General features: G+C 69.6%; 23 protein-coding genes. 12 read left to right on the forward strand and 11 right to left on the reverse strand.

Translation table 11 applies throughout. The features are described from left to right. The first annotated feature begins 269 nt into the window (after positions 1-269). Positions 270-971 carry a GH25 family lysozyme gene (locus ACVJ1F_RS15060; protein ID WP_456887204.1) on the forward strand — a complete coding sequence of 234 codons (702 nt, stop codon included), beginning with the start codon at positions 270-272 and terminating at the stop codon, positions 969-971. A gap of 128 nt (positions 972-1,099) precedes the next feature. Here ACVJ1F_RS15060 and ACVJ1F_RS15065 read toward each other — a convergent pair whose 3' ends face one another. Continuing rightward, positions 1,100-2,050 carry an alpha/beta hydrolase family protein gene (locus ACVJ1F_RS15065; protein WP_456887206.1) on the reverse strand — a complete coding sequence of 317 codons (951 nt, stop codon included), beginning with the start codon at positions 2,048-2,050 and terminating at the stop codon, positions 1,100-1,102. 121 nt (positions 2,051-2,171) lie between these two features. Between ACVJ1F_RS15065 and ACVJ1F_RS15070 the strand changes: the two genes are divergently transcribed. Next, positions 2,172-2,798 (forward strand): TetR/AcrR family transcriptional regulator, encoded by a 627-nt coding sequence (locus tag ACVJ1F_RS15070; RefSeq protein ID WP_456887208.1) that lies wholly within the window; start codon positions 2,172-2,174, stop codon positions 2,796-2,798. A 303-nt stretch (positions 2,799-3,101) separates the two neighbouring features. Further along, the gene (locus ACVJ1F_RS15075) at positions 3,102-3,443 is read left to right on the forward strand and encodes a hypothetical protein (RefSeq protein WP_456887210.1); all 342 of its coding nucleotides are present in this window, start codon (positions 3,102-3,104) and stop codon (positions 3,441-3,443) included. Positions 3,444-4,124: 681 nt separating this feature from the next. On the opposite strand, the gene ACVJ1F_RS15080 is transcribed toward ACVJ1F_RS15075, so the two are convergent. Then, a complete protein-coding gene (locus ACVJ1F_RS15080; protein WP_456887212.1) occupies positions 4,125-4,340 on the reverse strand; it encodes a hypothetical protein in 216 nt (71 codons plus the stop codon). Between the two features lie 107 nt (positions 4,341-4,447). Here ACVJ1F_RS15080 and ACVJ1F_RS15085 point away from each other — a divergent pair, with 107 nt between their 5' ends. The 3 genes from ACVJ1F_RS15085 to ACVJ1F_RS15095 all read left to right on the forward strand — a co-directional run bounded on the left by ACVJ1F_RS15085 (position 4,448) and on the right by ACVJ1F_RS15095 (position 6,897). Then, complete coding sequence (locus tag ACVJ1F_RS15085; protein WP_456887214.1) at positions 4,448-4,867, forward strand: hypothetical protein; 420 nt, start codon at positions 4,448-4,450, stop codon at positions 4,865-4,867. Positions 4,868-4,907: 40 nt separating this feature from the next. Then, on the forward strand, positions 4,908-5,534 hold the full coding sequence (locus tag ACVJ1F_RS15090; protein ID WP_456887216.1) for a DUF6226 family protein: 627 nt from the start codon (positions 4,908-4,910) through the stop codon (positions 5,532-5,534). Positions 5,535-6,699: 1,165 nt separating this feature from the next. Then, entirely contained in the window at positions 6,700-6,897 is a 198-nt protein-coding gene (locus tag ACVJ1F_RS15095; protein ID WP_456887218.1) for a hypothetical protein, read from the forward strand. Positions 6,898-7,143: 246 nt separating this feature from the next. On the opposite strand, the gene ACVJ1F_RS15100 is transcribed toward ACVJ1F_RS15095, so the two are convergent. The 3 genes from ACVJ1F_RS15100 to ACVJ1F_RS15110 form a co-directional block, all read right to left on the reverse strand. Continuing rightward, a complete protein-coding gene (locus tag ACVJ1F_RS15100) occupies positions 7,144-7,752 on the reverse strand; it encodes a DUF6226 family protein (protein WP_456887219.1) in 609 nt (202 codons plus the stop codon). A 1,156-nt stretch (positions 7,753-8,908) separates the two neighbouring features. Next, positions 8,909-9,478: a recombinase family protein gene (locus tag ACVJ1F_RS15105; RefSeq protein ID WP_456887221.1), complete on the reverse strand. Its 570-nt coding sequence runs from the start codon at positions 9,476-9,478 to the stop codon at positions 8,909-8,911. Between the two features lie 492 nt (positions 9,479-9,970). Then, positions 9,971-11,014, reverse strand: a complete 1,044-nt coding sequence (locus ACVJ1F_RS15110; RefSeq protein WP_192125018.1) for an NAD(P)-dependent alcohol dehydrogenase — start codon at positions 11,012-11,014, stop codon at positions 9,971-9,973. Between the two features lie 154 nt (positions 11,015-11,168). Between ACVJ1F_RS15110 and ACVJ1F_RS15115 the strand changes: the two genes are divergently transcribed. Beyond that, positions 11,169-11,855, forward strand: a complete 687-nt coding sequence (locus ACVJ1F_RS15115; RefSeq protein WP_456887224.1) for a CG0192-related protein — start codon at positions 11,169-11,171, stop codon at positions 11,853-11,855. Positions 11,856-12,050: 195 nt separating this feature from the next. Beyond that, positions 12,051-13,211, forward strand: a complete 1,161-nt coding sequence (locus ACVJ1F_RS15120) for an adenosine deaminase (protein WP_456887226.1) — start codon at positions 12,051-12,053, stop codon at positions 13,209-13,211. Positions 13,212-13,372: 161 nt separating this feature from the next. On the opposite strand, the gene ACVJ1F_RS15125 is transcribed toward ACVJ1F_RS15120, so the two are convergent. Then, positions 13,373-14,566: a M23 family metallopeptidase gene (locus ACVJ1F_RS15125; RefSeq protein ID WP_456887228.1), complete on the reverse strand. Its 1,194-nt coding sequence runs from the start codon at positions 14,564-14,566 to the stop codon at positions 13,373-13,375. Between the two features lie 296 nt (positions 14,567-14,862). Between ACVJ1F_RS15125 and ACVJ1F_RS15130 the strand changes: the two genes are divergently transcribed. Beyond that, positions 14,863-15,249 carry a PLD nuclease N-terminal domain-containing protein gene (locus ACVJ1F_RS15130; RefSeq protein WP_456887230.1) on the forward strand — a complete coding sequence of 129 codons (387 nt, stop codon included), beginning with the start codon at positions 14,863-14,865 and terminating at the stop codon, positions 15,247-15,249. Between the two features lie 102 nt (positions 15,250-15,351). Here the strand turns inward: ACVJ1F_RS15130 and ACVJ1F_RS15135 are convergent, their stop codons facing one another. The 4 genes from ACVJ1F_RS15135 to ACVJ1F_RS15150 all read right to left on the reverse strand — a co-directional run bounded on the left by ACVJ1F_RS15135 (position 15,352) and on the right by ACVJ1F_RS15150 (position 20,341). Continuing rightward, positions 15,352-17,043, reverse strand: a complete 1,692-nt coding sequence (locus ACVJ1F_RS15135) for a glycoside hydrolase family 13 protein (RefSeq protein WP_456887232.1) — start codon at positions 17,041-17,043, stop codon at positions 15,352-15,354. A 75-nt stretch (positions 17,044-17,118) separates the two neighbouring features. Continuing rightward, on the reverse strand, positions 17,119-18,045 hold the full coding sequence (locus ACVJ1F_RS15140; protein ID WP_456887234.1) for a carbohydrate ABC transporter permease: 927 nt from the start codon (positions 18,043-18,045) through the stop codon (positions 17,119-17,121). Continuing rightward, positions 18,045-18,983: a carbohydrate ABC transporter permease gene (locus ACVJ1F_RS15145; protein WP_082460176.1), complete on the reverse strand. Its 939-nt coding sequence runs from the start codon at positions 18,981-18,983 to the stop codon at positions 18,045-18,047. Before ACVJ1F_RS15145 ends, ACVJ1F_RS15140 begins: the two co-directional genes overlap by 1 nt. A 71-nt stretch (positions 18,984-19,054) precedes the next feature. After that, complete coding sequence (locus ACVJ1F_RS15150) at positions 19,055-20,341, reverse strand: ABC transporter substrate-binding protein (RefSeq protein WP_456887236.1); 1,287 nt, start codon at positions 20,339-20,341, stop codon at positions 19,055-19,057. Positions 20,342-20,502: 161 nt separating this feature from the next. Between ACVJ1F_RS15150 and ACVJ1F_RS15155 the strand changes: the two genes are divergently transcribed. Next, the gene (locus tag ACVJ1F_RS15155) at positions 20,503-21,765 is read left to right on the forward strand and encodes an ROK family protein (protein WP_456887238.1); all 1,263 of its coding nucleotides are present in this window, start codon (positions 20,503-20,505) and stop codon (positions 21,763-21,765) included. A gap of 179 nt (positions 21,766-21,944) precedes the next feature. Then, positions 21,945-22,601 (forward strand): hypothetical protein, encoded by a 657-nt coding sequence (locus ACVJ1F_RS15160; protein WP_456887240.1) that lies wholly within the window; start codon positions 21,945-21,947, stop codon positions 22,599-22,601. A gap of 86 nt (positions 22,602-22,687) precedes the next feature. On the opposite strand, the gene ACVJ1F_RS15165 is transcribed toward ACVJ1F_RS15160, so the two are convergent. Next, complete coding sequence (locus tag ACVJ1F_RS15165; RefSeq protein WP_056044705.1) at positions 22,688-23,296, reverse strand: TetR/AcrR family transcriptional regulator; 609 nt, start codon at positions 23,294-23,296, stop codon at positions 22,688-22,690. A gap of 78 nt (positions 23,297-23,374) precedes the next feature. Here ACVJ1F_RS15165 and ACVJ1F_RS15170 point away from each other — a divergent pair, with 78 nt between their 5' ends. Continuing rightward, a complete protein-coding gene (locus tag ACVJ1F_RS15170) occupies positions 23,375-24,172 on the forward strand; it encodes an SDR family NAD(P)-dependent oxidoreductase (RefSeq protein WP_456887243.1) in 798 nt (265 codons plus the stop codon). The last annotated feature ends 180 nt before the right edge of the window (positions 24,173-24,352 follow it).

Here is a 24,352-nt window from a genome sequence, read left to right on the forward strand (position 1 = left end):
CCGCCTCGAGGGCGACACGTCGTTCTCGAAGGAGCTCGACGACCTCGGCGGCAGACACGTCGCCAGCATAGACGCGACCTGTTCGACAGCCGATCGTCTAGCGGGGCTGGTGGCAGATCGGTGAATGTGCTCGTTCGCACGGCCCCGTAGCCTTTCGTCTCATGGGGCCTGAGGCGAACGAACATGACGAGGACAGAGACGACGCCTCGGCCCGAACAGGCGCGGTTCGTCGAGGACGGCGGCGGCGCCGCATCGTCCTTTCGGCCGCCGTGGTCGCCCTCGCATCGCTCGCCGTCGCCGCGCTGCTCTTCACGGGAACGCTCTGGCCCACCCGCACGGCGGCCCTCAGGTACCCGGTGCAGGGCGTCGACGCATCCGCCTACCAGGGCACGATCGACTGGGGCGTCCTGGCGGAGGAGGACATCGACTTCGCGTGGATCAAGGCGACCGAAGGCTCGAGCTACCGAGATCCCCGGTTCGAGGACAACTGGGCCGACGCACACGACACCGACCTATTCGTCGGCGCATACCACTTCCTCAGTGTCGACAGCCCGGGAACGGACCAAGCAGCCAACGTCATCGCCACCGTCTCCCGGAACAGGGGCGACCTGCCCGTCGTGGTCGACGTCGAGTGCTACGCCGAGTACTGCGGTGCCCCTCCCTCGGCAGCCACGGTCCGGGCGGTGCTGGACCCGCTCCTCCTCGCGATCGAACAGCATTACGGCCGACCCGCTGTGCTCTACGCGACCCGCGACTGGTACGAGCGATACCTCGCCGGGAGCTACCCCGCCAACCCCATCTGGTTCCGCTCGGTCGCCACCTCCCCGCGTCTCACCGATGGCCGCGACTGGACTTTCTGGCAGTGGTCCGCGCGCGAGCAGCTCGACGGGTACGACGGCGACGAAGAGTTCATCGACATGAACGCCTTTCGAGGCACCCGAGAAGACCTGGAGTCGTTGCTGCTGCCTTGATGCCCCGCCGTCGCGGCCGGGCTGATGCCCGCAGCAGCATCCCCTACCGAGACAGCGCCGGGGCCTGCGACGCACGAGGTCCCTTGCAACCACGGCGACAGCGGCCATGATCGCAAGAGACCGTGACGCTACTGGGTGTCGACGTGCCCGATCGGGTCGCCGGCTCGGCGGAGAGCGTCCCGGGCCGCGGGCCAGGCGCCCCCGTCGACGCGGAGAGCGGTGCGGAGGTAGGCGGTGCTCATGCGCTGGATGACGGCGACCCGTTCGGGGTTCTCGTCGGTGGTCTCGGCCACTTCGTAGCCGACGATCCCGCCCAGGGCATGTTCTCCGCCGTGCAGGGTGAGGAGGTCGGTGGCGCCGGGGCTGTGCGTGTAGGCGTCGGTGAACCAGTCCGGTCCGCGGCTGGACATCGTGGATTGGTCGTGGTCGCCGGCGACGACGAGGGTCGGGGTGGTGAGCTCACGGAACGACGGGCGCATGAAGGGGAAGTTCGCCTGCGCGAAGGGGTGCAGGTCGTCGCCGCCGAGACCGGTGGCGGCGAAGAGGATGCCCGCGGTGACGCGGCTGTCGGACATGTCGTCTCCGACATGGCCCTCCTCGTCGACGATGCGTGCACCGAGGAGTGTCTGCGCTGTCTGGCCGCCCCAGGAGTGACCTGTCGCGGCGATCCGGTCGCGGTCGACGCGGCCGGCGAGACCCGGGACGGCCCCTTCGACGGTGTCGAGCTGGTCGAGGACGCGGGTCAGGTCGGCGATGCGTTCGGACCAGATCGTCGGGAAGACCGGGTGGTCGAACCCGAACCCGTTCCGCCTCGAGTCGAGGTGCGTGGGCTGGACGACGACGAAGCCGCGCGAGGCCCAGAACGCGGTCAGGGGCGCGTACCCGTCGAGGTTCCAGCCGTTGCCGTGCGAGAACACGACGACAGGCAGGTCGCCTCCCGTGGCGGGTGCCGACACGCGGACCTCGAGCGGGACGGCGCGCCCCGGGGCCGACAAGGTGACCGGCGCGACGGAGACGACCGGGCCGGCGCCGACGGCGCCGACGATCTCGTCCAGTGCGGTGACGAGTGATGAGGACATGGAGAGTGCCTTTCGTCGGGAGTCACGCTCTGCGATACTGCTTATCGGAGCGCTGCTCCGCAACATTACGGAACGCTGCTCCGTTAAGCAAGCACCGGTTCGACCCGATCGAGGAGGCGCCATGCCCAACACGCAGGACGGTGACGCCCCAGCTGCACAGCCACGGCCGGTGGGCCGACCCCGCAGGAGCCAGCAGGCTCTCCTGGACGCGGCTGCGGCGGTGTTCGTGGAGTCCGGCGTCGACGCTCCCGTCCGCGAGATCGCGACGAAGGCCGGCGTGGGGGTCGGCACCGTCTACCGGCATTTCCCGACCCGGCCTGAGCTGGTCGTCGCGGTCTACCGACACCAGGTCGAGGCCTGCGCCGAGGCCGGGCCGCGACTGCTCGCCGAGAGCGCGACCCCGGAAGGAGCCCTGCGTACTTGGGTGGCGCTCTTCGTGGACTTCCTCGTGACGAAGCACGGCCTCGCCACCGCCCTCCACGGTGACGCCGCTGGCTCCCACGCACTCCACGCGTACTTCGTGGGCCGCCTCGTACCGGTCTGCGGGTCACTCCTCGCCGCGGCCCGCGCCGATCTCGGCCCCACGGACGACGAGGCGGCCCTGGATGGGTACAACCTCCTCAAAGGCGTCGGCAACCTCTGCATCGGCGCCGCGAGCGACTCTGACTACGACGCCGATCGGCTCGTCCAAGCCCTGATATCCGGCGCACTCACCCCAGAGTCATCACGGCTCGAAGGCCCCCGGTAACCCATCGCCTATCGGGACACGGGTAGGGCTGATATTCAGTTTATGAGTAGACGCTGGTCGGTCATCGTGGTGGTGAGCGCCCTCGTTGCCCTTGTCGCAGGCTTGGGGCTCGTGGCTATGGGACAGGCCTACGGTTGGCTTCTCGTTGCTACAGGCCTGCTCAATGCTGTGCTGGGTGTCGTTAGCTGGAGGAAAACTGTCCGGCAAGAACCTGAACTGCAGTAGCCGATCGTCTATCGGGCACCTTCTTGTGAGGCTCTGCGGGGCTGTCGGCGACATTGACGAGCCGTCTAGTCTCGGGTCATGAGCACCGCCGAGCCGCTGGCGCCGCCGCGAATCTCAGCCAGAGTCGACGCGGGAGCGATCATGGTCCTGATCGTCGGCTTCGCAGCGACCTTGGTCGTCATCGACGTCGCAGTTCTCTGGCGCGACATCATGGGCGACGTCTTCCTGTGGGCTAGGCCAATTCTGGTAGGCGTGCAGTTGTCGCTGTGGCTCCTGGCGTCCGCACTTTCTGGGCGCCGCATGCTACGTGGCCACCGCGCACTTGTTCCGGCGCTCTGGCTGACTGGCGCTGCTGCTGTGGCCTTCCACGCGAGCATGTTCCTGCTCACAGCCAGCCTCCCCTGCCCGTCTCTCTGTTAGGGGCTTGAGCCGGAGGGACGATCCGCGGGACGGGCCCCTCGGGCACCGACCGCTGACCGATCCCCTATCGGGCACCATCACCACGCGCGGCAGCCAGGCCCAATTCGAGAAGATGTCGCTCATCTAGAGTCGGCTCATGCTTCTCTGGCCTGGATCTCGACCGGAACTGCCACTGCCAGCTGGTACGGGCCCTGAGCTCTACCGTTTGGCCCACCCAACGTACCCGGGGAAGATCGTCGGATGGTTGTCGGTCCGCCCGGACTGGGAGTGGGACCTGGAGGGCCCTTGGTGGAAGCGCAGCTGGGGGTCACCGAGACTCGTCGGTGATGTGTCCATTGATTACACCGAAGACACTCGCCTCATCTATCCCGATGACCCCGAGGTCTGGACATTCGTCAGCAGCGCCTGGCCGCTTGAGCCCGACGACTTGGCAATGCTCAAGGTAGGAACGTTCTTTTGGGCCGACACGACCTTCAGCGCCGAGCTCGTCAACCCCGACGTCGAGAGCGAGACCTGGTCCGAGCACTGGTACGTCCCCTGAGCCGGCAATGCTCGCTACTTCGACCCACGGCTAGCCCCTCAGACAAGGACAGCCGCGCGCAGCACGGACCCGGCAGACGATCCCCTATCGGACGGCCCGTGCACTTGAACGAATGCTATGGCTCCGGCTAGAGCAGAGCACTAGTTCTTTCCCTCGCGTCGCTTTATCACCCAGATGGCTCGACCGGCATTCAGAGCAACGAACACCACCCCGACGCCCACCCCAATTAGGCCGAGCCGGTTCGTCACAGCACTGACCACAAGGAAAGCAACGATGAGGACGACGCCCACGGCCATACCGATGAGCGCCCTTCTAAGTTGAGCTTCAGCCTGACTGACGTCGCCGTTGGGAGTCATGGCCCAAGAGTGCCACTTCTGTTCCATTCACGGGTTCTGACCGGTTCAAAAGCCGATCGTCTATCGGACAGACCCATCGTGAGTGAGCGCACCAGTACCGTGGGCTCATGAGTGACTTCTTCGTCGCAGGTAGTTGGCGAAACCGGGCAGCCATCATCGACGTCGTGAAGGCACTCGACCAGGTGGGGGCGTCGTCATACAGCTTCGTCCGAGCCGAGTACGACGAAGACGCCGCCAAATTCGCCCTTGCGGGAGGCGCGGACGACGCGGACCTTTATACGCCGGGCATTCAGAAGCTCTTCGACCAAGACCTGGCCGCACTACGCGGCGCCGATCACTTCGTGCTGGTCCTCCCCGCAGGCGCAGCGGCGCACATCGAGGCCGGAATCGCCTACGGCCTCGGGAAACACTGCTGGGCAGTGGGGCCAGTTGATCGATCTGAGACCCTCTACCGGATCTTCGCTGCCATGACCAACGATGCAGCCGGCCTCGTCCAGCACCTCAGGCATTCTCGATTTGTCCAGTGACCGATCCCCTATCGGACGCAACCGCCGCTAGGTTCAGGACGTGGAAATTCACGACGTGATAGCCGAAGTCACTCGGCAATTCACCGCGCACCCCTCAGGCGGCACGCGGTGGGACGACCCTCATGAGCACCAGGACATCGCTGACGAGGAGTACTCCCGAGTCAGCGAACCAGAGCGCTACGCCGTCGTGGGCGCCAGGGCGAGGTCGTGGATCGAAGCACTGGAGGCCCTGGAGCTCGGGACGGCACAGAACGTCGAAGCGCCGCCATGGGCCCACGGGTCCACCGACGCGCGGGCCGTGCTCGTCACTCCCGTGAAAGCCGATGCCCTGTCGATCGTGGTCGTCATGCAGTCAACGGAAGGCATCGAGGACGCAGTCGCGCTCGGCGTCGGTGACCCTTCAATCCTGATCGGGATGGAGCCCTTCTGCGGCTGCGACGCGTGCGACAGCGGGAGCGACAACCTGCTGACCGCGATCGACGACCTGTTCACTGGGATCATGGACGGAGAGTTCCTCTACGCCGAAGGCAAGGACTGGAAGCTAACCGTCGGCGTGAACGGTTGGTCCGCGTCAGGCTCGCAGGACTTCGACTCGCTCATCGACAAGGCTCGGGCAGGAACGAGCATCGGCCGTCTCATGATCACCGGCGACCCCTGGTTCACCTGACACCAGGGCTCATGTTCGCAACCGAGCCCGGACACCAATCGTCTATCGGGCGGACGCGGGGTACCAGCTAAGGGCGCGGTTGCTGACTTCGGTCATGCCAAGGAAAGCCGCGCAGGAAACGATCGAGTAGACGGAGGCGGACCGGTTCAGGCCGGCGCTCGACTTGGGGGGCGTCGCCACGATGATCCCTCTCGTTGACCGAGTCGGCGGGTCTGAGCGCTCTCGCATCAGCCTCGGCGAACCACCCGCGTTCTTCAAACATGATGGCCTCCGTCGGTTTCGAGAAGCATCGCAGCGGGATGGGTCGCGGTCAACCATCGTCTATCGGGACAAAGAAACTGACTCCATCGTCTCGGTTCACCATGGAGGCAATTGAGCTTGGTCAGCCCTTCGCGAACCGCTCCCCACGCCCCCTCCGTCGCTTATCGATCAAGAGCCCGAGACCACCCACCAGGGCAGCGAGCACGCCCGCTACGCCAAGACCAATGCCAGGGCCCCACATGGACTGTTCGCCTAGGAGCTCACCGACCAGCCCGTAGGCAGGCCCACCGAGCATCAGCCCCAAACCACCGGAGAACGCATAAACCCAGCGCTTCGGCGGCGCTGACTTTGGAACGCCGTCACCGCTGTCTTGTTGCATCTCAGGTGCCATGCGAGGACCTTAGCTGCCCCGGATAGCCCGATTTTGCTCAGAGCCTGTCCCACTGACGCATCGGCCACTGGGACACAACCGCAGAGCACTTAGGACCACTTCTTGCCATACCGGTTCCAGGCCACGTAATTAACCTCGGATACCGTCTCGTGGCCGCCGGAGGTCTCGAATCTCGCGCTGAACTCTTTGTTCGGACCAGTAGGCGTTGGTTCGGAAATCAACTTGGCGTTGGCGTATTCGGGTTTGACCGTCTCGTCGTCTCCAATCAAGCGGAGATGAACCTCTGTACCAATCCCAATGGCGGCGAAGCTCGAGTACGCGCTGGGGGCGGGGGATTTTGGACTCATCTGTCCACCGTACGAGCAATCCTCGGTGTCTCGATAGCCGATCCCCTATCGGTACCCCCGGTAGCTGCAGTTGCGCACCCAGGTCTCCAACGGAGAACACGTAGGGGAGCCGCTCGTTCCCGGCGACAGGTGTTCAGAGGTCGGACCGATCGGGTAAAAATCAAGCATGAAGCTCAACTCTCGGTTTGGTCGCATCATGTACGGGATCAGTCTCGTGGTGAGCGTCGGGATCATTGCCGTGGCGTGGCTCGTAATCCAGCCAGGACTGCTCTTCTCGGTCGTTTTCACGATCTTCATCCTGGCCATCGATGTCTGGAACGGCCGACTCGCGTTCGGCACCTCGCCCAGAGGGACGGGGAGCTGACGTGCTCGAGCTCCTAGCCATCCCAGTACGCCAATCGGACCCCATCACCCCACTCGCGTGGGCCCTTTGGGGCATCGCCGTCTTAGGCGTCATCGCTTTCACCATCCGCCACTACCGCAACAAGGAGTAAGAGAAGAGGCTGCTGACATCCAACAGGCAGGTAGGTGCGCGTCCGTAGACCGATCCCCTATCGGGACGGAGCACCTCGCGTTGAGTTGCGTGGTCTTGATCAGCGTGGCGCAGGGCCTACGGGCGTGGGGTCCACCCGGACCAACGACCTTCGGACAACTCAGTCAGACGCTCAGCCCAGAGGCCTCGCTCACGCCTGCGAACGCCCTTGAGCGGCATGACGCCTGACCAGTCCCTGCTCGAGCTAGTCAAAGACCACCGAGCTTGTCCAGACCGCCCCGGCTTAACGCTCTCAGCGACGCCACTGCGGGCCAGCTGCAGGAACACTTCCTCCAGGGCGTCGGCGACCTCCTGCCAGGTCTCATCGCACAAGTCACAACCGTAGAACCACATGTCGAACTGGCTGAAGAGCCCGGCGAAAACAGAGATGACTCCTGGCGCCGAGCCGAATACCAGCCACACCGTGACCTCGCCGGAGCGACCCGACGAGATGCGAACAATGCGTGACACGTCGTGGCCGAGCCAACGCGCGTGTGTGGGCGGCAGCACGACCGGAGCATCGATGACGACGTCGTACTCCCGATCGACATACTCGATGAGAGCCTGCGCAACAGCGCCAACGGGGCGGAACCGCTCCCCAGAATCCCAGGTCGGCTGGTCGCCCATGTTGTGGGAACGCTCCCCTTCGCGGACGCCTGCGAAGACAGGACGGGCGTACTCGTTCACGTCGGAAGAATAGCCCTCGAGAGCCCACCGTCGAGGCCGATGATCCAACGCCCTCCAATGGCCCCTAATCAAGGAAGCGTCCCCGGGACTGGCCGTCCTCGCGACGGCATAGACCACGTCCCTCTTGGCGATCCCTTCTCGGTACGCAGGCTTCTGCGAATCAAGAACTCCGAGCCGGCGCAGCAAATCCGCCACTGCGCTCGAGAACGCTACGTCGAGGAGTGCCCCACCGCGATCTGACTCTGGGCCATGGTGTGAATCCGAGCTCGTCTCGTCGACCCCACCGCTTACCGTCCCATTCATCGCGATGTATCTCCCGCAGGAGCTGTGTCTCCAACCACCGCGCCGCCAGATCGGCCAGTTCCTCAGGCGTCATCTCGAGGCCCTCGACAGTGAGGTCCCTATCCCGATCGCCTCCATGATCGTCTCCGACGTAGGTGTCGTCACCCCATGAGCCGTGCAACCACGGAGCTCGGCCCGGTTGATGACGACACAACACCCACAGCGTCGTGATGGGACCCGAAACCCCCGGGACGGTGATCGAGATAGCAATAAGACCACCCATCGGGTCGGCCGAGGTGTCAGACGCGTCAATGTCCGTCACCCATTCGCGTGCATGCTCACGGAGGCGTTGCAGGAAAGCCGTTGCGAAAGCATCCTGCACAGGAGCGTCGCCTTCGTCAAAGTAATCAAGTCGCACAGTTCGGGCCCTTCCCTGAAGCACTATGGCAGGCCTCCGTCGAATCATTGTGCCGAGAGGCACAGCGAGCCCCCATCGGCGACTTGGGTCATTCCGCTCGGCGATGGGTTCCTGGACTCACGGGCTCACGGGCTCACGGGCTCACGGGCTCACGGGCTCACGGGCTCACGGGCTCACGGGCTCACGGACTCACGGGCTCACGGGCTCACGGGCCAGTGTTGGGTCCTACAGGCCGTCGAACACGAAGCGTAGGAAGCGCTCAAGGAACCGCAGGACGGGCCGGACAAACCACCTCCACAGCCATAATGACGATCGAGGCCACCAGGCAGGAGCTCCATTGCTGGCGCGATCCCGTCGCCACTCGTCTCGTTCCGCGGGTGTCCGCGGTGGCGCCGGACGGCGCCGGCCGTTCCTCAGCCGCTCTCGGCGGGGCGGCTCCGTTCTTCCGGGTGCGATCTAGGCCTGCTCGGCCCTTTGGATCGCTCGATAGACCGTCGACCGGGCCACCCCGAACAACTCGGCAATGTCGCTCGTCGTCTGGGCACCAGTGCGGTGCAGCTGTACGAGGTGCTTCTCCTGCGAGGCGGTGAGCTTGGGCTTGCGGCCTCGGAGCTTGCCGGCGGCCTTCGCGATCGCCATGCCCTCGCGGGTGCGGGCACGGATGAGGTCGGCCTCGAACTCGGCCACCATCCCAAGGACGTTGAACAGGAGCCGGCCGACGGGGTCGGTGGGGTCGTAGACCGCTCCCCCGAGGTTGAGGGCGACGCCCTTCTTGGTCAGCTCGTCCGCGATATCGGTCGCGTCACGCAGTGAGCGGGCGAGGCGATCAAGTTTGGTGACGACCAGGACGTCGCCGGCACGGCAAGCAGCGAGAGCCTCGCGGAGGCCGGGTCGGGCTCGAGTCGTGCCCGAGAGGCCGTGGTCAACATGCACGTGCTGATCGTCAACACCGAGCGCTGCAAGACCCTCGCGCTGTGCTGCGAGATCTTGCCCCGAGGTCGACACACGGGCGTATCCGATGAGCATCCGACGACTGTAGCGTTTAGACCCCCGTCACCGGGTATTTTTGCGGGACAGGCATACGCGAATTCGCAGGCCAGGAGCTACTTGACCCCAGCCGGCCGAGAACAGCTCGAGTAGGTGTCCCGATGAACGACCGTCTGCCGCGCACCTCCGATGTCGCCGCCATGAGCACCATGACGACGACACATGCCGGCCCGCGCCGACGACCGCGGTTCTCACGACCACGGCTCGGATCTCGGCCGGGGCCCTCGCATCGGCTTCGATCCCCCTGCTCGCACTCGGAACCGCCCGCATCGCATGCCCGACGCCCGAGACGGCGACCCTGATCGCCACGGTCATCGACGTGACGACGCTCCCTGCCGCCACGGTGCTCACCGGCGCCAGGACCCCGTTCCCCGTCGCGACGACGTGGTCAGGTGCGGCCGATCGGCCGCTGCGACCTGCAGGAGGCGCGGTGCGCGGAATCCGGCACCGCGCCTCCTCGGGGTGGTCGCGTCAGGGGACGATGACGGCGCGGCCGCGGACGGTGCCGGCGGCGAGGGCCTCGTAGGCCTTCGGGCCGTCGTCGAGCGAGTAGCGCTGCGTGGCGACCTCGACCTGGCCGGCCCGGGCGAGGTCGAGGACCTCGATCAGTTCGCTGCGGCTGCCCCAGTAGGGGATGCGCACGGCGACGTCGTAGGCGATCGCGCCGAAGCCGAGCTCGACGGTGCCGCCACCGATGCCGACGATGGTCACGTCGGCGTCCGCCGCGGCGACCGCGACGGCCGTGGCCATCGTCGGCCCCGCCCCGACGAAGTCGAAGACGGCCTGGACGCCGAGGCCCCCGGTGATCTCGCGGATGGCGTCCGCGGCGTGCTCGTCGCTGATCACCGTGTGGTGCGCACCGACGTGCTTCGCCAGCTCGAGCTTCTCGTCGCTCACGTCGAGCGCGATGATCTGCGCACCCGAGAGCGCCCGCAGGATCTGGATGCCGACGTGCCCGAGGCCTCCGGTGCCGATGACGACGGCGTAGGTGCCGGCGCCGAGCTTCGGGAGCGAGGTCTTGATCGCGTGGTACGGCGTGAGGCCGGCGTCGGTGAGCGACACGTTCTCGACCGGGTCGAGGTCGCCGAGCGGCACCAGGTGGCGGGGGTCGTCGACGATCATGTACTCGGCCATCGACCCGGGAGCGCCGAGCCCGGGAGGCTTGATGCCCTCGGCGGCGGCGTTGACGCAGTAGTTCTCCTTGCCCTGGGCGCACTGGTGGCAACGGCCACAACCCCACGGGCCGTAGACGGCGACCGCGTCACCGACCTGCAGGTGCTCGACGCCCTCGCCGAGCTCGGCCACGATGCCGGCGCCCTCGTGCCCGAGTGTTAGCGGCAGCGGGTAGCCCTGCGCGGTGTAGTCCTCTTCACCGAGGCTCATGACGTACTCGTCGGAGTGGCAGACACCGGCCGCCGTGACCTTCAGCAGCACCTGCCCGGGGCCGGGTGACGGCTTCTCGATCTCGACGACTTCGGGGTGCTGACCTACCTGGGTGTACTGGAGTGCCTTCATGGGCCGCAGGCTACGCCCGACTGCTGGACAACGCACGACAGGTGTCGCGTTACCGGAGGGGTCGGGGCGCGGTCGGGGGCGTGCTGGTGGCGGGGTCGGAACGTGGTGGTGGCGGTGACCGACGGTGACGGTGGTCGGCCCTACGATCGACGGCATGGCACACCTGCACCGGGCCGGCATGAGCCCCTCCAAGATCGACCTGCTCGACGCCTGGGTGCCGACCCAGCCGTGGTTCGAGGGCCCACCCCGGTCCGAGGGCACGGCCGACGAGGGCCTGCGCAGCGTCGCGGCCTTCCGCTTCGACGATCCGGCGGGCGAGGTCGGCGTCGAGACGATCATCGTCGCCACGCCCGACGGCGTGCAGGTGCAGGTGCCCCTCACGTATCGCGACGCTCCCCTGGCCGGTGCCGACGACCACCTCGTCGGGACGACCGAGCACTCGGTGCTCGGCACGCGGTGGGTCTACGACGGCACGGCCGACCCGGTCTGGGCCGCGGCCCTCGCGACGGCCGTGCTGACCGGCGGCACCCAGGCCGAGGCCTGGTTCGAGGTCGACGGCGAACGACAGGTCCGCGAGCCGAACTCGACCGTCGTCGGCAGCGGCACCCCGGGCACCCCCGTGCCCGACGTCGACCGCCTCACCGTCGACCAGGCCGAGGGCCGGACGGTCGTCACCGGCGCGGCGATCCGCATCGTCGTCGCCCGCGTCCTGGGTCGACACGACGCCGGCGCCCTCGCCTCGACCGGCGGCCACAGCGGCGACCACGGGGTCGAGGTCCTCACCGGCACGTGGACCGGGCACGACCAGCCCGAGACGCTCGCCGTCGTGCTGACGGCCTAGCCACCTGCAGGAGGCGCGGTGTGCGGTCGTCGCGCACCGCGCCTCCTCGACGTCCGGGCAGGAGGCGCGGGTGGCGTCCTCGACGAGCCGCCCCGCGCCTCCTCGTCTCGTCCCCAGACGGTCGCCGGGTGACGGGACGGTGAACGATCGTGCACGGGGCCCCGCCGAGTGGCATGCTGCCGCTACGGTGGCCCGATGACGGCGATCGACACCTCCCCGACGACCGCGGCCCCCGCGCCCGGCACGCCCCTCACGGGCACGACCCCGACGAGCAGCGACCACCTTCGGTCGCCCCTGTCGGGCACCAGCTCCTCGGGTACGGATTTCTCGGGTTCGCACCTCTCGGGCACCGTGCTCGCGACGCCGCCCACGGCCGAGCTGCACCTGCACGTCGAGGGCACGCTCGAACCCGAGCTCGTCTTCGCCCTCGCCGACCGCAACGACGTCGACCTGCCCTTCGCCTCGGTCGACGAACTGCGCGCGGCCTACTCCTTCGGCTCGCTGCAGGAGTTCCTCGACCTCTACTACGCGTGCACGGCCGTGCTGCAGACCGCACAGGACTTCCACGACCTCGCCTGGGCCTACCTCGAACGCGCCCACGCCCAAGGGCTGCGTCACGTCGAGATGTTCTTCGACCCCCAGGCGCACACCTCTCGCGACGTCGACGTCGACGAGGTCATCGACGGGCTGACCCAGGCGCTCGGCGAGGCGCGCGAGCGGTTCGGCATCACGGGCGGGCTCATCCTCTGCTTCCTGCGGCACCTGCCGGTGGGCGACGCGGCCGCGACCCTCGAGTCCGTCGCGCACCGAGCCTCCGACCTGATCGGGGTGGGGCTCGACTCGTCCGAGGTGGGGTTCCCGCCCGCCGCGTTCGCCCGCGTCTTCGACCGTGCCCGCGCGCTCGGGCTGCACGTCGTCGCCCACGCCGGTGAAGAAGGCCCGCCGTCGTACGTCACGGACGCCCTCGACCTGCTGCACGTCGAACGCGTCGACCACGGGGTGCGCAGCCTCGAGGACGACGCCCTCGTCGCCCGCCTCGTCGCCGACCGGGTGCCGCTCACCGTCTGCCCACTGTCGAACCTGCGGCTCGCGGTGGTGTCCGACCTGGCCGAGCACCCGCTGCCCCGCATGCTCGAGGCCGGGCTGCTCGTCACCGTCAACAGCGACGACCCCGCCTACTTCGGCGGCTACGTGGGCGACAACTACGAGGCACTGCGCGACGTGCTCGGGCTGGACGACGACATGCTCGCCCTGCTGGCGACGAACTCGGTCGAGGCGTCGTTCGCCGACGCCGGCCGCAAGGCCGAACTCACCGCCGAGGTGCAGGCCTGGCGCGAGGCGCGTCGCGCGGCCTGAGGCGCGCGGCCTGAGATGCGTGGCCTGAGGCGCGGGGGTGGGCGCCGACGCACGCGAGGGCGGGCGAGTTCGTACAGGACGGGCCGTTCCGATGGACCGGTGTCGACGAACTGGACGGACGGAGGTACCGTGCGTTCCGGTTGGTCAGGCGTCGCTGTTGGCTAGAGCGTGCGGCCGGCGTTGGCCTCGAGCCAGGCCTTGGGGTCGACCTGCGTCGTGCCACCCAGCAGCACCTCGAAGTGCAGGTGCTCGCCGGTCGCGACACCACTGCGGCCGACCTTGCCGACCAGCTCGCCCACCTGGACCGTCTGCCCGGCGACGAGCGGGCTCGAACCGATCTGCATGTGCGCGTACAGGGTGCTGACGCGCTGACCGTCGATCACGTGGTCGATCACGGCGTACTGACCGAACTGACCGTGCATGCCAGACGTGCGCACCACGCCCGCGGCCGCGGCACCGATGGGGGTGCCGCCGCCGGGCGTCATGTCGAGGCCCATGTGCATGCTCGAGCACGCCGCGCACGGAGCCGCACGGGGACCGAAGCCCGAGCTGAGGACGACCGAACCCGGGAACGGCCAGCGGATGTCACCGATGCCCGAGTTGACGATGGTGCCGGCCCCCGAGGAGGCGCGGTACGAATTCGTCGACCCCGCGACGCTCTTCGAGGTCACGACGGGCTCGGGCTCGGGCGGCGGAGGCGGCGGCGGCGCGTCGGTCACCCCGAAGGCGTCGCGGTCGGACACGGTCAGCACGACGAGCGACGCCGCGAGGGTCTGGGTCGGCATCGGCGCGGCACCGACGGTCGGGATGTTCGACCCACCCAGGTCGCTAGCCGAGGCCGGGGTGAGGTTCGACGTGAAGAAGAGCATGACGGCGCAGACGCCGAGCACGGGCAAGGTCGCCGCACGGACGCGCGACGAGACGGCCCGAAGCCGCGAACGGCCGGGGGTCGCCCGGGGGCTCGGGTTTGGGCGGCCGGCCTCTCGGGTCCGACGGAGCACGGCCGGCACGGAGGGGCCCGGGCGGCGCGCGACGCTGGTCGTGGGGGCCGCCTCGGTGGCCGTCGCACCCGCTTCCGAACCATGCACCCGGTTGCTCGTGGGTGCATCGTTCGAAACCGGGTTCATCGCCGGGCTGGTCGCAGGAGCGACGGACGACGGTGCGGAGACGGGCGCAGCGGACGACGTCGCGGAGGCGGGAGCAGCAGAACCAGCGTCGGCAGCGGCGGCAGCCGCGCGCTCGAGGGCGCGGGCCTCGCGGCGGGTCAGCGGCACGGCGGCACCGGGCGTCTGCTCGACGGGCGAGGTCGGCTCGGTCGGCACCGCGGGGTCGCGGGTGTTCGAGGGGTCGGTCATGAGCGCTTCCTGGGACGGACGGCGCGTCGACTCACGGTTCTCCTCGATGGGGCGGACCGACCCACCTTACGATCAGAGCCGCCCGCTGACCAGGGGTGGAGGCGAATTTTCAGGAGCTGCACCCTTCGTGGTCGACCGGCACCGCACCTCCTGACCGGGGTCGATCGCCGTGATGCGGGTGACGCTACCGACCGTCCGGAGGGCCCGTCACACCCAGAACGCGGCACAGGCGGGGGTGCGGTCACCCCTCCTCGCGGGGCTTCCGCCGGGCAGGCGGCACCCCCTACCCTCAGGCCGTGACCTTCGTGCTGGCTGCCCTGCCCCTCCTGCTGATCGTGGGGGCGCTCGTCGACATCGTCACGCGTCCCGAAGGCGACGTGCGACACCTGCCCAAGGGCCTGTGGATCATGATCGTGCTGTTCCTGCCGCTGATCGGCAGCATCGTCTGGTTCGCCGCGGGCCGCGAGTACGGCAGCCGCGTCGAGCAGATCGGGCCCCTCGACCAGAGCCGGTACCACGAGGCCGCGGCCCGCACGCTCGACCACCGCGTCCGCAGCACCGAGCAACAGCTCGCCGACCTCGACCGCGAGGCCGAGCACTACGAGCGGCTCGCCCGCCTGGCGAAGCTCGAGGCCGAGGTCGAGCAGCGCCGCTCCACGGCCGGCGACGACGTCCCCGCCTGACCGGAACCGCCCCCCGGCCGGCGGCGGCCGACGTCAGCCGCGCGGCCAGACCGCCGTCAGCCGCGCAGCCAGGCCGCCGTCAGGCGCGCAGCCAGACCGGCGTCAGCCGCGCAACCAGGCCGCCGTCTCGCCCGGCAGCTGCCCGGCATCCGTCAGCGGTCCGCTCGCGACGATCACCTCGCCCGAGCCCAGCCCGAGCGCGGCCAGGTCGACGGGCTCGGTGCCGAACACGCACACCACGTGCCATCCGCCGGGGCGGACGAGGTGCAACACGTCGTCGCGGCCGTCGACGGGCAGCCAGTCGAGCGTCTCGTCGGTCTGCAGGTCGCGCCGCGCGGCGAGGGCCGCCCGGTAGAGCGCGAGCGTCGACGTCGCGTCGGCTTCCTCGGCCTCGACCGAGTACTCACCGAACCACGTGGGCTGCGGCAGGTGCGCCTCGCCCGCGCCGAAGCCGAACGACGGCCCCGACCGGGTCCAGGGCAGCGGCACGCGGCAGCCGTCCCGACCGATGTCGACGCCGGGATTGCGGAAGAACGACGGGTCCTGGCGCTCGTCGGCGGGGATGTCGGCGACCTCGGGCAGCCCGAGCTCCTCACCCTGGTAGACGTAGGCGGAACCGGGCAGGCCGAGCATGAACAGCGACGCGGCACGGGCCCGACGCAGGCCCGTCTCGACGTCGACCTCGGGCGTGGTGCCGCCTGACAGCAGCCACTCGGCACCCTGCTTGACGTCGCGACCGTCGAGGGCGGGCAGGCCGTACCGGGTCGCGTGACGGACGACGTCGTGGTTCGAGAACACCCAGGTCGTCGACGAGCCCGAGGCCTCGGCGGCGTCGAGGTTGTACGTGATGATGTCGTGGAACTGCGTGGCGTCGAAGTCGGCCTCGAGCAGGTCGAAGTTGAACGCCTGGCCCAGGCCCTCGGCGCTGGCGTAGCGGGCACGGCGCGACGGCTCGACCCAGGCCTCGGCCACGGCGATGCGCGGCGGGTCGTACTCGTCGAAGACCTCACGCCACGTGGCGTAGATCTCGTGCACCTCGTCGCGGTCCCAGAGCGGGTGGTCGCCGTCGGCCTTGGGCAGCGCCTCGAGCTCGGCCGTGGACGGCAGCACCTCGGGCAGGCTCTTCGCCAGCCCGTGCGCCACGTCGACCCGGAAGCCGTCGACGCCGCGGTCCGACCAGAAGCGCAGCGTGGTCAGGAAGTCCTCGCGCACCTCCGGGTTGTCCCAGTCCCAGTCGGGCTGCTCGCTCGCGAACGAGTGCAGGTACCACTGGCCGTCGGCGACGCGGGTCCAGGCCGGGCCGCCGAAGATCGACGTCCAGTCCGAGGGCGGCAGCTCGCCGGTCTCGCCGAGACCGTCGCGGAAGATGTAGCGCGCCCGGGCGGGCGATCCGGCGGGAGCGGCCAGCGCCTCCTGGAACCAGACGTGCCGGTCGGACGAGTGGTTCGGCACGAGGTCGGCGATCACCCGGATGCCGACCGCGTGCAGCGCGTCGATCATCTCGTCGAACTGCGCGAGCGTGCCGATCTTGGGGTCGACGTCGCGGTAGTCGTCGACGTCGTACCCACCGTCGGCGAGGGCCGACGGATAGAACGGGCTGAGCCAGACCGCGTCGACGCCCAGCCGCTGCAGGTAGGGCACCGCCGCCGTGATGCCGGGCAGGTCCCCGATGCCGTCGCCGTTCGAGTCGGCGAAGCTGCGGGGGTAGATCTGGTAGACCGCCGCCTGGCGCCACCAGGTCGGGTCGTCGGTCAGCGGCTCGGTCGAGGGTGCGGTGCGGAGCGTGTCGGTCATCGTGGAGCGAGGTCCTCTCGGTGGTGGTGGGTTGCCTGGGGGTCGGGAGGCGCGGGCCGCGCCCCCGACGGACGCCTACTTGATCGCGCCCTGCGTCACGCCCGCCATCACCCAGCGCTGGGTGAAGAGGTAGACGACGATCGCCGGGGCCATCGCCATGAGGTACGAGGCGAAGGCGACGTTGTAGTCGTTGCTGAACTGCGTCTGGAAGATCTGTTGCAGCACGGGCAGGGTCTGCAGCGACGGGTCGGCGGTGATCAGCGACGGCATCGCGAAGTCGTTCCACGAGGCCAGGAAGGCGAAGATGCCGACCGTGGCGCTCATCGGGGCGAGCAGCGGGAAGACCAGGCGCCAGAAGACCTGCCAGGTGGTGGCGCCGTCGAGCCGCGCGCTCTCCTCCAGCTCTTCGGGCAACGACCGCAGGAACGCCGTGAACAGCAGGATCGAGAACGACAGCTGGAACATGACGTGCAGCAGCGCGACGCCGGCGGGGTTGTCGAGGCCGACGATGCCGGTCAACTTGATCTGCGACAGCGCGACGACCGGGAACGGCAGGAACATCGCGGCCAGCAGGTAGAAGAACGAGAAGCGGAACAGCTTGCGGTCCCAGTTGCGCGAGATCGCGTACGACGCCATCGAGGCGAGCACGACCGTGCCGACCACGGTCGCAGCCGTGACGAGGGTCGAGATGCCGAACGCCCGCGGGAAGTCGGTCAGCTGCCAGGCGGTCGCGAAGTTCGAGAAGTCAATCGGTGCCGGCAGGCTGAACGCGTTGCCGTCGACGGCCTGCGCCGACGTCTTGAGAGACATCGTGACGGTGACGTAGATCGGGATCAGCACGGTGATCGTGCCGAGCACCAGCAGCACGGTGACGAGGCGGTTCGGGCGCTCCCGACCGACGCGACCGCGTCGACGACGGGTGACGGCGTCGGCGTCGCGACCCGCGCCTCCTGGGGTGGGGGCCGCCGAGGCGGCCGGGGTGACGAGTGCGGTGTTCGCCATCAGACGGCCGCCTTTCCGCGGGTGATCCGGAGTTGGACGAGCGCGATCGCGACGGCGATCACGAAGAAGATGGTCGCGTTGGCCATCTGGTAGGCGTAGTCGCCGCCGGTGAAGCCCGTGAAGATCGTCATCGCGATGCTGCGGGTCGACGTGCCGGGGCCGCCGTTCGTCAGGCCGACGATGATGTCGTACGAGTTCAAGAAGTTCTTGAAGCCGATGATCGTGTTGATCAGGACGTAGCCCGCCACGAGCGGCAGCGTGATCGACCGCAGCTGCTTCCAGCCCGAGGCGCCGTCGAGGCTGCTCGCCTCGTACACCTCGCCGGGGATGGCGAGCAGGCCCGCGATGTAGATCAGCAGCGTGCTCGGGATCGCCTGCCACGCGGTCACGACGACGATGCCGATCCAGGCGGTGTCGGCGTTCGCGAGGATGCTGTCCTGCAGCCCGGGGATGCCGAGCGAGGCGCCGAGGGCCGGCAACGAGTTCGAGAAGAGGAACTGGAAGACGAAGGCGATGATGATGCCCGAGATGACCATCGGGATCACGAAGACGGCCCGCAGCGCGGTCTTCGCCTTGATCTGCGAGGTCAGGCCGATCGCCAACAGCAGGGCGATCACGTTGACGGCGATCACCGTGACCAGGGCGAAGCCCATCGTGAAGCCGTACGAGCCGAGGATCGCCGGGTCGGTCGCCATCGCGAGGTAGTTGGTGACGCCGACCATGTCGAACTCGCCGAAGCCGATCGAGTTCGTGAAGCTGTAGAACACGCCCATCACGGCCGGCAGGGTGATCGCCAGCGAGAAGAGGACGAGCGTCGGCACGAGGAAGAAGTAGAAGACCGGGTCGACGCGCCTGCCGCGACGCCGCGGGTTGCCGGTCGTGCTGCCGCTCAGCGAGGTGCGGGCACCTCGCGCGGCCGTGGGGGTGGTGGTGGCCATCGGGTCTCCTTCGACTCGGGCGGTGGTCGGGGTGGCCGGGGCCATGGCGCGGCCCGCGCCGTCGATCGCGCTCATGCGCGGAGTGCCAGGCGGCGCCAGTCGGCGTCCATGGTGCGCAGGGTGCCCTCGACGCTGGCGCCCGTGACGATGCCCTGCACGTAGTTCTCGGCGGGGATCGTCAGCGGGATCGCCTTGGACGCCCCCTGGTAGAACCGCGCGTCGTCGTAGTAGCCCTGCATGCCGACGATGCGCTCGTCGGTCACGGCGGGGGCCGACCTCGTGGTGCCGAACGCCAGGAAGTCGCGGTTGTAGGCGTCCTGGATCTCGGGCTGCATCAGGTAGGTCAGGAACTCGCGGGCGGCGTCCTGCTTGCGCGACTGCTCGGGCACCCACAGGGCCAGGTCGAGGTTGACCCGCACCTTGCGGTCGGCGGGGTCGTCGGTCATCGGCAAGGGGAACGTGCCGACCCTCGCCTCGGGGTTCGCCTTGGTGATCTCGCCGAGTGCCCACGGCCCCTGCATGAGCATCGCCGCCTCGCCCTGCGCCATGGCGAGGTTGCCGTCGCCGTACCCGCGGCTGTTGCGGTTGGCGTTCGACAGCCGTCCGAGCTGCACCATGCGCTCGACGGGTTCGCGGAAGTCCTTCTCGAACGAGACCGAGCCACCCTGGCCGACGCTCGTGCCCTCGGCGTTCATCTTCTCGTAGAAGGCCGCGACGTCGAGCGACCCGCCGGTCGTGTAGTCGAACAGGCCCTGGGCGACGGTCCACGGTTCGCGGAAGGTGCTGTAGATCGGCGTGACGCCGGCCGCCGTGAAGGTGTCGCACGCCGCGAGGAACTCGTCCCAGGTGGTCGGCACCTCGACGCCCAGGTCGGCGAAGACCTGCTGGTTGTAGATCACCGACGCGGCGGTGATCGAGTACGGCAGCACGCTCGTCCGGCCGGGGTACGTCGCGTACTGGTCGACCAGCTCCTGCACCTCGGGGCGGATCGTGCGCGCCTCGGGCAGGTCGCCCAGGTCGCTCAGCGCCCCGCGCTCCATGAAGCGGGCCATCTCGAGGTTGTACGTGAAGGCCGCGACGTCGGGCGGGTTGCCCCGGACGAAGCCGGCCGAGATGCCCGAGGTCGAGTCGTGGATCACCCGGACCGCCGACTGCGACTCGTTGAAGCGCGAGACGAGGTCGGAGAAGTAGGGGATCGCCTCGGGCTTGGTCGCGTAGAAGGTGATCTCGGTGCGCCCGCGGCCGGAGCCGGACGGGGCGCAGCCGGCGAGGAGGAGCGCCGCCCCGGCGGCACCGATCCCGCCGAGGAGGGTGCGTCGGCTGAAGCCGGCACCGGAGGGCAGTGGGGGTGTGGGCACGTCGTCGTCTCCCGGGTCGCGACCCCGACGACAGCGTCGGGACCGAGTTGATCTGGTGTGTAGATTTAGACCCTAGATCAATTCGCGGCGTGGCACCATGGGTCGTCGTCGAAAAGATCCGCCGTGTCGCGAGGCACCGGCCACAGCACGAGGAGGCGCGGGTGGCGCTGAGCACCGGGGTGTCGTCGCCGAGCCTGCTCCGCCGCATGAACGCGGCCGAGGTGTTGCGGCACGCGTGGTCCGCGGACGCGGTCACGGCGAGCGACCTGATCGCCCTCACCGGACTCACCCGGTCCACCGTGCTCGGGGTCTGCGACGACCTCATCGACCACGGCTGGATGGTGTCGCTCGCCGACGCCCGCTCGACCGGCGAGTACCGCAAGGGCCGCCCCGCGCGTCGCTACGCCCTGGCCCGTTCCGCCGGGCACGTCGTCGGCGTCGACGCCGGCCGCCACCACCTGACCGCCGTCGTGGCCGACCTGCGCGGCGACGTCGTGGCCCGCGTCGCACGGCGCATCGACCCCGACGGGACGGCGGACGACCGCCGCCGGACGGTCTCACGGCTGGTCGACGACGTCCTCGACGAGGCCTCGCTGGGCGACGCCGACGTGCTCGCCGTGGCACTCGGAGTGCCCGCGCCGACCGACGCCGAGGGCCGGTCGCCGATCGAGGTCGGCGCCGACTTCTGGGTGCTGATGAACCCCGACTACACCGGACTCTTCGCCGAGCGCGGCTGGGCCGTCGTCGTCGAGAACGACGCCAACCTGGCCGCCGTGGCCGAGGCGGCGGCCGCGTCCCGTGCCGACCGCGAGGTCGGTGGTGGTGCCGGCGCCGCCACGTCGTTCGTGACCCTGCTGGCGGGCGAGCGGTTCGGCGCCGGGTTCGTGCTCGACGGAGCCCTCGTGCGGGGCAGCCGCGGTGCCGCGGGCGAGATGCGCCTCCTCGACCTGGTCGAGGGCGTCGGATCGGCCGACGGCCTCGGAGCCCTGTTGCGCGACTGGGCCCGGGCCGCGCGCGAGCTCGGCACCGTGCCGGTCTCGTCGCCGCTGCGGGCGATCCCGCTCGACGAGCTCGAGGCCCCCGCCGTGCTGGCCGCGGCGGACGCCGGCGACCCGACCGCCCTGCGCCTGGTCGAGAAGGCCGCCGAACGGTTCGGACGCGTCTGCGCCATGCTCAGCGGCATGCTCGACGTCGACCGCATCGTCGTCGCCGGGGCCGTGGCGCCCTCCCTCGGACTGCTGCTCGACCGGACGACACCGTGGCTCAGCCGGTTCACGCACCGGGCCGCGCCCGAGGTCGTCGCCTCGACGTTGGGCGACGCGGTCGTGACCACGGGCGCCGTCGAGCGGGCCCTGGCACACGTGCGCGGCCACGCGCTCGAGCTGACGCTGCCGGGTGCGGCGGACGCGACCCGCGCCTCCTGACGTCGTGCCGACGTCCCGTCGGACGGCGATGCTCCCGGCCTCGAACCCCGTTCACGAAGTCGAACCCCGACAGAACGGGGTTCGTCTTCGCAAACGGGGTTCGCGGGTCTGGCCGGCGGGGCGGCGCGGGCGGCGCGGGAGGCGCGGGGCGGCCCGGCGCACGCCGCTAGGCTCGCGGGATGGTCACCGTCGTGCTCCCCTGGCGTCCGCAACCCAGTCGCGTCGCGGCGTTCGAGGTCGTCCGCGACTGGTACGCCGACGCCCTGCCCGAGGCCGAGATCCGCACGATCGACTCCCCCGACCCGGTGTTCAACCTGGCCCAGTGCCGCAACCTCGGGATCGCCGGCCTGGCCGACGACGAGGTCGCCGTGATCGGCGACGCCGACACCCTGCCGCAACGCGAGCCCCTGCTCGCGGCGATCGAGGCGGCCCGCACGAGCGGCCGGGTGCACCTGCCCTACACCGAGTACCACTGGCTGGGACGCGACGGCACCGCGCAGGCGGCCGCGGGCACCCCCCTCGAGCGGTGCGACTTCGAGCTCGTGCGCGGGGCCTGCTCGGGGGTCTACGTGACCCGCGCCTCCTCGTGGCGCAGTCACGGCGGGCAGGACGAACGCTTCCGGGGCTGGGGCTTCGAGGACGCCGCCTGGTACCTCGCCCACACCACCCTGCTCGGCGAGGCCCCGCGACGGCACGAGGGCATGGTCTTCGCCCTGCACCACCAGGCCGAGGTGCGCGAGGGGCCTCAGTACGACGCCAACGCCGCGCTGATGCAGCGGTACCGCGACGCGGCGGTCGGCGAGGACGCGATGCGCGCGGTCGTCTTCGGCGGCTAGAGCTAGAGGGCGACAGAGCCGAAGGGCGACAGAGCCGGAGAGCGACAGCGCAGGAGGCGCGGGGCACGTCCGGCGGACGACCCGCGTCAGTCGCGGCGGACGGTGTGCAACGGGCCGAGCGCGTGGTCGAGTGCGGCCTCGAGCGGCCAGCCCGCCCGCTCCGACTGGCTGAGCAGCAGTCCCCCCTGGATCGCGGCGATGATCGCGGTGGCGACGCGCACCGGATCGGCCGAGGCGTCGACCGACCCCGAGGCCTGCAGCCGCCGGATGCCCGCGGCCAGCTGCTCGCGCCAGGCGTCCCAGCTCGCCTTGACGCTGCGCTCGACCTCGGCGTCCGTGGCGGCGACCTGGGCGGCGAGCGTGCCGATCGGGCAGGCCCAGCGGCCGAGGCTGATGTAGTACTCGACCAGGGCGGCGCGCCAGCGCTCCCACGACTCCCAGGTGCCGAGGTCGTGGATCTCGGGCTCCTGCGCCTCGAGCAGCTGACGCCCCTCCCACCGGGCGACCTCGTGGATCAGCTCGGTCTTGCCGCCGGGGAAGTAGTGGAACAGCTGGCTCTTGCTGGTCAGCGTCGCGGCCCGCACCGTGTCGAGCGTCGTCCCGCCGATGCCCGCGGCGAGGATCTGTCGACCGGTCTCGTCGATGATCCTCTGGCGGGTGAGCCGCCCGCGCTCGGTGATCTTCGTCTCGTCCACGGAGAGATCTTACGTCGATTGGACTATCCGGTCCACGAACACTGGACTCGACGGTCCAGTACGTGCTATCAATGGACCATGCAGTCCAATGAAGAAGTCCTCGACTCCCTGCCCACCGACGACCGCCTGGCCGGTCGCACCGCCCTCGTGACCGGCTCGACCAGCGGCATCGGCGAGGCGATCGCCCGCGTGCTCGCCGCCTCCGGTGCCACCGTCGTCGTCAGCGGCCGCGACGACGCCCGAGCCCGACGGGTGGTCGACGCGATCACCACCCGGGGCGGCTCGGCCCACGCCGTGCCCGCCGACCTCGCCGGCCCGTACGCCGACCTCCGCACATTCGCCGCCCGGGCCACCGAGGTGCTCGGCGGCCGCGTCGACATCCTGGTCAACAACGCCGGCGTCTACCCGACGATGCCGACCGACGCCCTCGACGACGCCGACCTCGACGCCATCCTGGCGACGAACGTCCGGGCGCCGCACGTGCTCGTCGGGGCCCTCGCGCCGGCGATGGCCGACCGTGGAGACGGCTCGATCGTCAACATCGGCTCGTGGATGACCCGGGTCGGGGTGCCGTTCGGCGCCATGTACACCGCGTCGAAGGCCGCCGTCGAGCAGATGACCCGCACCTGGGCGGCCGAGTTCGGCCCCCGCGGCGTCCGCGTCAACAGCGTCGCACCCGGTGCGACGTCGACTCCGGGCAACGCCGAGTCGGCGGCCGTCCTCGACACCCTGACCGCGGCCACCCCGGCCGGTCGACCCGTGCGTCCCGTCGACATCGCCCACGCGGTGCGCTACCTGGCGTCGGACGAGGCGACCTTCGTGCACGGGGCCCTGCTCGACGTCGACGGCGGCATCCTCCACACCCGGACGATGTAGGCCGACCCGCGCCTCCTGCCGGTCGGGGCTCGGCCGGACGGACCAGACGCCACGACGTGGGGGGCGCCGGGGGGGGGGGGGGGGGGGGGGTGTGGGGGGGCCGGGGGGGGGGGGGGGGGGGGGCGGGGGGCCGGGGGGGGGGGGGGGCGGCGCGGTGCGGGACCGCAGGGGGGAACGGGG

This window comes from Frigoribacterium sp. 2355, from assembly GCF_054060695.1.

Bases quoted from the DNA above. Each gene is read 5' to 3' on its own strand.
- ACVJ1F_RS15110 (WP_192125018.1), bottom strand. From the start codon at position 11,014: ATGAAGGCACTCCAGTACACCCAGGTAGGTCAGCACCCCGAAGTCGTC.
- ACVJ1F_RS15105 (WP_456887221.1), bottom strand. From the start codon at position 9,478: ATGCTCATCGGATACGCCCGTGTGTCGACCTCGGGGCAAGATCTCGCA.
- ACVJ1F_RS15160 (WP_456887240.1), top strand. From the start codon at position 21,945: ATGGTCACCGTCGTGCTCCCCTGGCGTCCGCAACCCAGTCGCGTCGCG.
- ACVJ1F_RS15145 (WP_082460176.1), bottom strand. From the start codon at position 18,983: ATGGCCACCACCACCCCCACGGCCGCGCGAGGTGCCCGCACCTCGCTG.
- ACVJ1F_RS15075 (WP_456887210.1), top strand. From the start codon at position 3,102: ATGAGCACCGCCGAGCCGCTGGCGCCGCCGCGAATCTCAGCCAGAGTC.
- ACVJ1F_RS15065 (WP_456887206.1), bottom strand. From the start codon at position 2,050: ATGTCCTCATCACTCGTCACCGCACTGGACGAGATCGTCGGCGCCGTC.
- ACVJ1F_RS15115 (WP_456887224.1), top strand. From the start codon at position 11,169: ATGGCACACCTGCACCGGGCCGGCATGAGCCCCTCCAAGATCGACCTG.
- ACVJ1F_RS15070 (WP_456887208.1), top strand. From the start codon at position 2,172: ATGCCCAACACGCAGGACGGTGACGCCCCAGCTGCACAGCCACGGCCG.
- ACVJ1F_RS15095 (WP_456887218.1), top strand. From the start codon at position 6,700: ATGAAGCTCAACTCTCGGTTTGGTCGCATCATGTACGGGATCAGTCTC.
- ACVJ1F_RS15080 (WP_456887212.1), bottom strand. From the start codon at position 4,340: ATGACTCCCAACGGCGACGTCAGTCAGGCTGAAGCTCAACTTAGAAGG.
- ACVJ1F_RS15135 (WP_456887232.1), bottom strand. From the start codon at position 17,043: ATGACCGACACGCTCCGCACCGCACCCTCGACCGAGCCGCTGACCGAC.
- ACVJ1F_RS15140 (WP_456887234.1), bottom strand. From the start codon at position 18,045: ATGGCGAACACCGCACTCGTCACCCCGGCCGCCTCGGCGGCCCCCACC.
- ACVJ1F_RS15170 (WP_456887243.1), top strand. From the start codon at position 23,375: ATGCAGTCCAATGAAGAAGTCCTCGACTCCCTGCCCACCGACGACCGC.
- ACVJ1F_RS15085 (WP_456887214.1), top strand. From the start codon at position 4,448: ATGAGTGACTTCTTCGTCGCAGGTAGTTGGCGAAACCGGGCAGCCATC.
- ACVJ1F_RS15125 (WP_456887228.1), bottom strand. From the start codon at position 14,566: ATGACCGACCCCTCGAACACCCGCGACCCCGCGGTGCCGACCGAGCCG.
- ACVJ1F_RS15120 (WP_456887226.1), top strand. From the start codon at position 12,051: ATGACGGCGATCGACACCTCCCCGACGACCGCGGCCCCCGCGCCCGGC.